The organism is Aeromonas sp. (assembly GCF_050633025.1).
Classification (GTDB): Bacteria; Pseudomonadota; Gammaproteobacteria; order Enterobacterales; family Aeromonadaceae; genus Aeromonas.
Genome location: NZ_JBODRQ010000166.1, coordinates 1 through 6,155 on the forward strand (window position 1 = coordinate 1; position 6,155 = coordinate 6,155).

Annotated in this window: 7 protein-coding genes; 6 read left to right on the forward strand and 1 reads right to left on the reverse strand. The window is 58.4% G+C overall.

All coding sequences use genetic code 11. The features are described 5' to 3' along the window. The 6 genes from ACRAUW_RS16140 to ACRAUW_RS16165 all read left to right on the forward strand — a co-directional run. The coding region (locus ACRAUW_RS16140) for a ZrgA family zinc uptake protein (protein WP_431363095.1) at nt 1–380 on the forward strand (380 nt) is incomplete at its 5' end. Nucleotides 381–384: 4 nt separating this feature from the next. Continuing rightward, a complete protein-coding gene (locus ACRAUW_RS16145; protein ID WP_005335686.1) occupies nt 385–1,074 on the forward strand; it encodes an ABC transporter ATP-binding protein in 690 nt (229 codons plus the stop codon). Nucleotides 1,075–1,150: 76 nt separating this feature from the next. Continuing rightward, entirely contained in the window at nt 1,151–2,398 is a 1,248-nt protein-coding gene (locus ACRAUW_RS16150) for an ABC transporter permease (RefSeq protein WP_431363096.1), read from the forward strand. Between the two features lie 31 nt (nt 2,399–2,429). Further along, on the forward strand, nt 2,430–2,906 hold the full coding sequence (locus tag ACRAUW_RS16155; protein ID WP_362799658.1) for a DUF3299 domain-containing protein: 477 nt from the start codon (nt 2,430–2,432) through the stop codon (nt 2,904–2,906). A gap of 104 nt (nt 2,907–3,010) precedes the next feature. Beyond that, the gene (locus ACRAUW_RS16160) at nt 3,011–3,871 is read left to right on the forward strand and encodes a TIGR03899 family protein (protein WP_431363097.1); all 861 of its coding nucleotides are present in this window, start codon (nt 3,011–3,013) and stop codon (nt 3,869–3,871) included. Nucleotides 3,872–4,435: 564 nt separating this feature from the next. Further along, nucleotides 4,436–4,912 carry a hypothetical protein gene (locus ACRAUW_RS16165; RefSeq protein WP_431363098.1) on the forward strand — a complete coding sequence of 159 codons (477 nt, stop codon included), beginning with the start codon at nt 4,436–4,438 and terminating at the stop codon, nt 4,910–4,912. A 371-nt stretch (nt 4,913–5,283) separates the two neighbouring features. Here ACRAUW_RS16165 and ACRAUW_RS16170 read toward each other — a convergent pair. Continuing rightward, nucleotides 5,284–6,155: transposase (locus ACRAUW_RS16170; RefSeq protein ID WP_431363099.1), on the reverse strand; the 872-nt coding region annotated here is incomplete at its 5' end.

The window sequence follows — 6,155 nt, forward strand, 5'->3', positions numbered from 1 at the left end:
AAGCGGTCGCCCGCCTCCAGCAGCCTGACGCCCTGTTCCGCTTCGACCCGGCCGCAGGCTGCAAACTGACCCAGCAGGAGCTGCAAGCAGCCAAAGAAGAGCATGATCACGACCATGATCACGACCATGACCATGACCATGACCATGACAAGGCTGCCAGCGACAAACATGAAGACCACCATGATCATGACGAAGCGAGTCACGCCGATATGGGCGCCATGTACACCTACACCTGCGCTACACCAGCCAAACTGACCGGCCTTGAGGCGACCCTGTTCAGCGTCTATCCGAGCCTTGAGAAGCTGAGCGTGCAGGGGATCCTGCCCACCGGTCAGACCGCTGGCGAGCTGACCCCGTCCGCCAACAAGCTGAGCTGGTAACGCCATGAAAAAAGCCGTGGTTGAGATCCGCGATCTGGCCTTTGCCTGGCCAGGTGGCGACGCCGTACTCGATCTGCCCGCCCTCACCATCCGCGAGGGTGAGCGGGTCTTTATCAAGGGGCCGTCGGGCTCCGGCAAATCGACGCTGCTCGGCCTGCTGGCCGGGATCCAGACCGCCAACCACGGCACCCTGGAGGTGCTGGGCCAACCATTGGCCCGGCTCTCTGGCCGTGCCCGTGACCACTTCCGGGCGGCCAATCTGGGTTATATCTTCCAGCAGTTCAATCTGCTGCCCTTTCTCTCGGTGCAGGACAACGTGACCGCAGCCCTCACCTTTTCGCCCGCCAAACGAGCTCGCCTGCAAGGGAGTCCGGAGCAGGAGGCGCGCCGTCTGCTGGCGGAGCTGCAACTGCCGGATGACGCACTGCATCGCCCCGTCCATGCCCTCAGCATCGGCCAGCAGCAGCGGGTTGCCGCCGCACGGGCGCTGATCGGCTCGCCACCGCTGGTGATCGCCGACGAGCCCACCTCGGCCCTCGACACCGACAACCGGGCCGCCTTTATCAAGCTGTTGTTCGAGGAGTGCGACAAGCAGGGCTCGACCCTGATCTTCGTCAGTCACGACCCTTATCTCGAACCCCTGTTCCCGCGGGTCGAAAACCTGCAACAGCTCAACCGGAGGGCATCATGCTGATCACCGTTCAACACTGCGTCACCCTGATGAATGCCATGCGCACCCACGCGGTACGACAACAAAACCGGAGGGTCACGTGCTAAAGCTCGCCCTGCAAAGTCTCTGGGCCCGCCGCCTCACCGCCGGGCTCACCCTGCTGGCCGTCGCCATCAGCGTTACCCTGCTGCTCGGGGTAGAGCGGGTGCGCACCCAGGCCCGTGAAAGCTTCTCCAACACCGTCTCGGGGACCGATCTCATCGTCGGCGCCCGCTCCGGTCAGGTGAACCTGCTGCTCTACTCGGTGTTTCGCATCGGCAACCCCACCAACAATGTGGGGTGGGACTCCTATCAGGCCATCAAGCAGAAACCGGGCGTCGCCTGGACCATCCCGTTTTCCCTTGGTGACTCCCACAAGGGATTTCGGGTGCTCGGCACCAATGGGGACTACTTCACTCACCTTAAGTACGGTCAGCAACAGTCGCTGCAACTGCGGGAAGGGCGGCCATTCGACACGCCGTTTGAAGCGGTGCTCGGCGCCCAGGTGGCCGAGAAGCTCGGCTATCACCTCGACCAATCCATCGTCATCGCCCACGGCGCTGGCAACACCTCGTTCAGCCAGCACGACAATCTGCCGTTCAAGGTGGTGGGTATTCTGGCGCCGACCGGCACGCCCATCGATCGCACCATCCATGTGCCGCTGGCGGGGATCGAGGCGATCCATCTCGGTTGGGATACCGGTCGCCACAGCAAGAACGTGACACCGGAGCAGGCGCTGGCGCAGGATCTCACCCCGAAAACCATCACCGCCTTTATGGTGGGCTTGAGCAACCGGATCCTGGCGTTCCAGCTGCAACGCAGCGTCAACACCTATCCCAAAGAGCCGCTGATGGCGATCCTGCCGGGGGCCGCCCTGCAGGAGCTGTGGAGCCTGATGAGCGTGGCGGAAACCGCTCTCTCGGTCATAGCCGGTTTCGTGGTGGTAGCGGGCCTGATCGGCATGCTGACTACCTTGCTGGCGGGGCTTAACGAGCGACGCCGGGAGCTCGCCATCTTGCGATCCCTCGGAGCGGGCCCTGCCCACCTGTTCCTGCTGCTGGCGCTGGAGGCCATGGCGCTGACCACGGTCGGCATCGCTCTCGGGGTCGCCGTGCTCTATCTGGGGCAGGGGCTTGCCTCGCCCTGGCTGCTCAGCCACTATGGCCTGCAACTGAGTCTGGGGCTGCCGAGCACCTACGAGTGGCAGTTGCTGGGGGTAGTCTGGCTGGCAGGCATGGTGATCGGCCTGCTCCCCGCCGCCCGCGCTTACCGCTACAGCCTGAGCGATGGTATGAGCATTCGCGTCTAGCGAGACGCCCAAAATAGAAACAGAAGGACAGATGATGAAGTGGAAAATTGTGGCGCTGCTCGCCAGCCTGCTGGTGCTGCCCGCCCTGGCCGCCGATTACAAGACCATCGACTGGGATGTGCTCATCCCGGAAGGGGAGAAACTGCTGCCCCCTCCGCAGGTGAGCCACGATGGGGATCTCGCCTCAGTGCCGCAACCGGTGGGTGGGGTGAACAAGAAGCTGGACAACCAGGATCTGCGCATTCCGGGCTTCGTGGTGCCGCTGGAAGGGGATGCCAAGAAGATCACCGCCTTCCTGCTGGTGCCCTACTTCGGCGCCTGCATCCATGTGCCGCCGCCCCCCACCAATCAGGTGATCTATGTGAGCTACCCCAAGGGTGCGCCGGTGGATGATCTGTGGGATGCCATCTGGGTGAAAGGCAAGATGCGCACCGTCAGCTCCAGCCACGAGATGGCCACCGCCTCCTATTCGATGGAAGCGGTCGAGGTGAGTGTCTACGAGGAGTAATACTCCCGTTGCAAAAAAAGCGGCCTCCACGGAGGCCGCTTTGTTATCTTGGCATCCCGGTTGGAGTAACATTCAGCTCCAGAACCTGTGCGAATGGAGTCAGCATGGCAGACCTCCCCCCCCCGAAGAAAGAGAGTTCGATCCTGAGCAGCCAGGAGCAGACCCTGCGTCTGGCCCGCAGTCGCGGCATCGACGGCATGCTCACCCGCAACAGCGACAGTACCTTCGAACAGCGCGCCACCTTTCGCCATCTGGCGGATCAGGCCGCTCGCCAGCGCAATCTGGAAGCCATCATGGTGATGGCCTCCCGCCACTGCGAAGAGACCGCGGCTGGCGGCGAGATGGACAGCGACTGGCTGACCCGCTTCCTGCAACTGGCGGAAGATATCAGCATGGTGCCGATGCAACAGCTGTGGGGGCGGATCTTCGCGCTGGAAGTAGCCACGCCGGGCCGTTTCTCCATCCGGGCGCTCTCCACCCTCAAAGAGATGACTCAGCGCGAGGCCCAGCTGTTCCAGCGTATCTGTTCGCTAACCTGCCACTACACCGGCAGCGACGAGCAGCGACTGCTGCTGGGACTGCACAAGGGGGCCACCCTGCTGAGCCGCGCCAAGGCAACGCGCCTCGGCCTTGGCAAATATCGCCTCCCCTACAACGCCCTGCTGCAACTGTTCGAACTGGGGCTGCTGCATCGCGCGGAGCTGGAGTCCGGCCCGCTGCCCGCCGATGGGGTCGAGCTGGAGTTCGGCAACCAGCGCTGGCGGCTGCAGTGCAAGCAGAACAATATCACCCTGCTCTACTACCGGCTCACCCCGGTGGGCAACGAGCTCGCCCAGCTGCTGCAAGAGTCGCCGCTGGAGGAGTACCTGCAGGATCTGAAAACCGTGCTGGTGCAGGGGATCCAGATCGAGGTACAGCTGACCGCAACTGAGCCAAGCGCCACCGTCGGGGAGCAAACCACCTGATCTCCGGCCAGATGGGCCACAGGCCCATCTTCAGTTTTCCCCTCTTGATAACCCCACCCTGCCCGATATTCCTTTCACGACTGTCCGAATACGCCGGGCGATTCTAACCTGCGAGATGATTGCATAATTTGTTGATCTTGCTCAGGAAACCACCAATCTGCACTTCCCCTTACAGCCCCGCTCGGTAACATATCCCCTTGGCAACCTCTCGCAGGAGTCAGCCATGAGCCAAACAGTGCCAAATCACAAGTAAAAAGCAGCAGACTGAAGGCTGAAATTCAGGGGCGGTAGCGTGGTTTTTGTCGGTTGGCGCAGAACGTAGCGAAGACCAACAGACAAGTATGCTCAGCTCAACCAGAGCGGGATAAACATGTATTAGCCCAAACGGTAAAACAAATGTGCAGATACGTTTCGCGGTAAACGTTGGGCTTTAGTTCGTTCAGTATCAACCTACGATTTTTAGCCCAATATACGAGATGTACATGAATCACTATTAGCTCTGGGTGAGTGAAAATCTTTAGCTGTTGTTCTTTATCAATCAAAAAAATAAAGGGTGGTGTAACAATGAAAATTCGTCTTGAACACCAGAACATCGGTGCAGCCGTAATGCAAATCGCTGAACATCCAAATTTTACCGCAATTAATTCATTGAAAGTTGAAGGGAATCCAATCAATAACGGATTCTTGATTAATGGTGACATTGCGGTCCTATGTAAGTATGCCTCCGAGCCAAATGGTCTAGGAGAGTACATTTTTAGTTTCAAAGATGACCATATAGATGATATTGCTAAGGTTCAGAAGGGAAAACACAGTCTTTTCTTCGCCCTAGTCTGTGTAGAGGACGGCGAAATATGTTGTCTTACAGAAAAAGAATTTGACACCTTGATTGAGAATCGAAAGCAATCTGCCGCAGTCGATGAAGACCAATATCAAATATTGGTAACCGCGAAGAAGGGAGCGAGTCTCCGCGCATACGTAAATGCAGCAGGAAGGAAAGACTGCAGGAAAAATGTTAACCATTCCTCGCAATTCATTTCCTGATTCCCTTTTCAGCTAACAATCCGCTCCAGGGGACAGTCAGCTACGCTCTCTCCCCTTGAACTGCGGCGTGATGCGTCACACACCACCACAAAACCACAATCGCATAGGAGAATTCAATGAGTCGGTTTGAGGAGATTCAAAAACGGTTAGATGAGTTGAGCCCCATTCCCATCAATACAGCCCCTAGGACACCCACCATTTTGAGCAAACCTTGGTATGGCTGGCGGTGGCTGCCGTGATAGCACTATCATTGAGGGCATCGGTTCAGAGGAGAGGAAAGCTTGCGATTTAGGCTTAAAAAGTGGTTTTTCAGCCAGCTCCAGCCATCGCATCAAAGGCGATGCAGGGGAATCAAAGTGGTGTGCCGCTGCTCAAAGTGAAGGTTGGTGACATCGTCGCTGGCCACAATGCGCCGCGTAACGCTGGCACTGCGCCTTGTCACCCACAACCCTGATACCCCGCCGCCGAAACAGTGTCACTTGTCTTAACCATTGAACCTTATCAAGGCCCAACCGTTGAAGAATGGGAGCTAGCTTTTCCGGAATATGGCCACGTTTATCCGTTCTGATAGCCCGACCGGTCCAATCCACCAGCATCAGATAGTCAGTGAAGGTAAACGGCAGCCCCTCGGGCTGACCTGGGCTGGAAAACGGCAACAACAGCGGCGGCAATGATACTGCAGGCACCTCGTCATCAAGACGCTGCTTTATGCTGGTGTAATCACTTTGCTCCGGTTTGTCGACCAACGCCGCGCGGATCGGATTCAGATCAACGTAGGCCATGCAAGCCAGCAGCGCAGACTCTGTCAGCAGGGCCTGACTTTTGAAGCGCCCTTCCCAAAAATGCCCCTTGCAGCCATCTTCCAGATTGGCCTGCCGCGCCATGCTCTCGTTGAGCAATCGTACAAACCAGCTGATTGAGTGCAGTCGCTCACGCCACGTAGCGATAAACGCCCGGACTACTTCAAGCTCGGGATCAACCAGGGATTCATGTTGGTACCAACGCCGCACCAACAGCGGCCACTGAAACAGCGCCGCCCAACGCTCGGCTACTTCTCGCTCACTCCACCTAGCGGCGGTTTCGACATCGACTTTGAGTACCAGGTGATAGTGGTTGCTCATCACCGCATAGGCGCACACCCCGATGGAAAACTGCCGTGACAGCTGACCAAGCCTGTCGACAACCCACTGACGCCGGTGCTCATAGCTATTGCCAGAGTGCGTATCTTGTCCACACAAGAAGG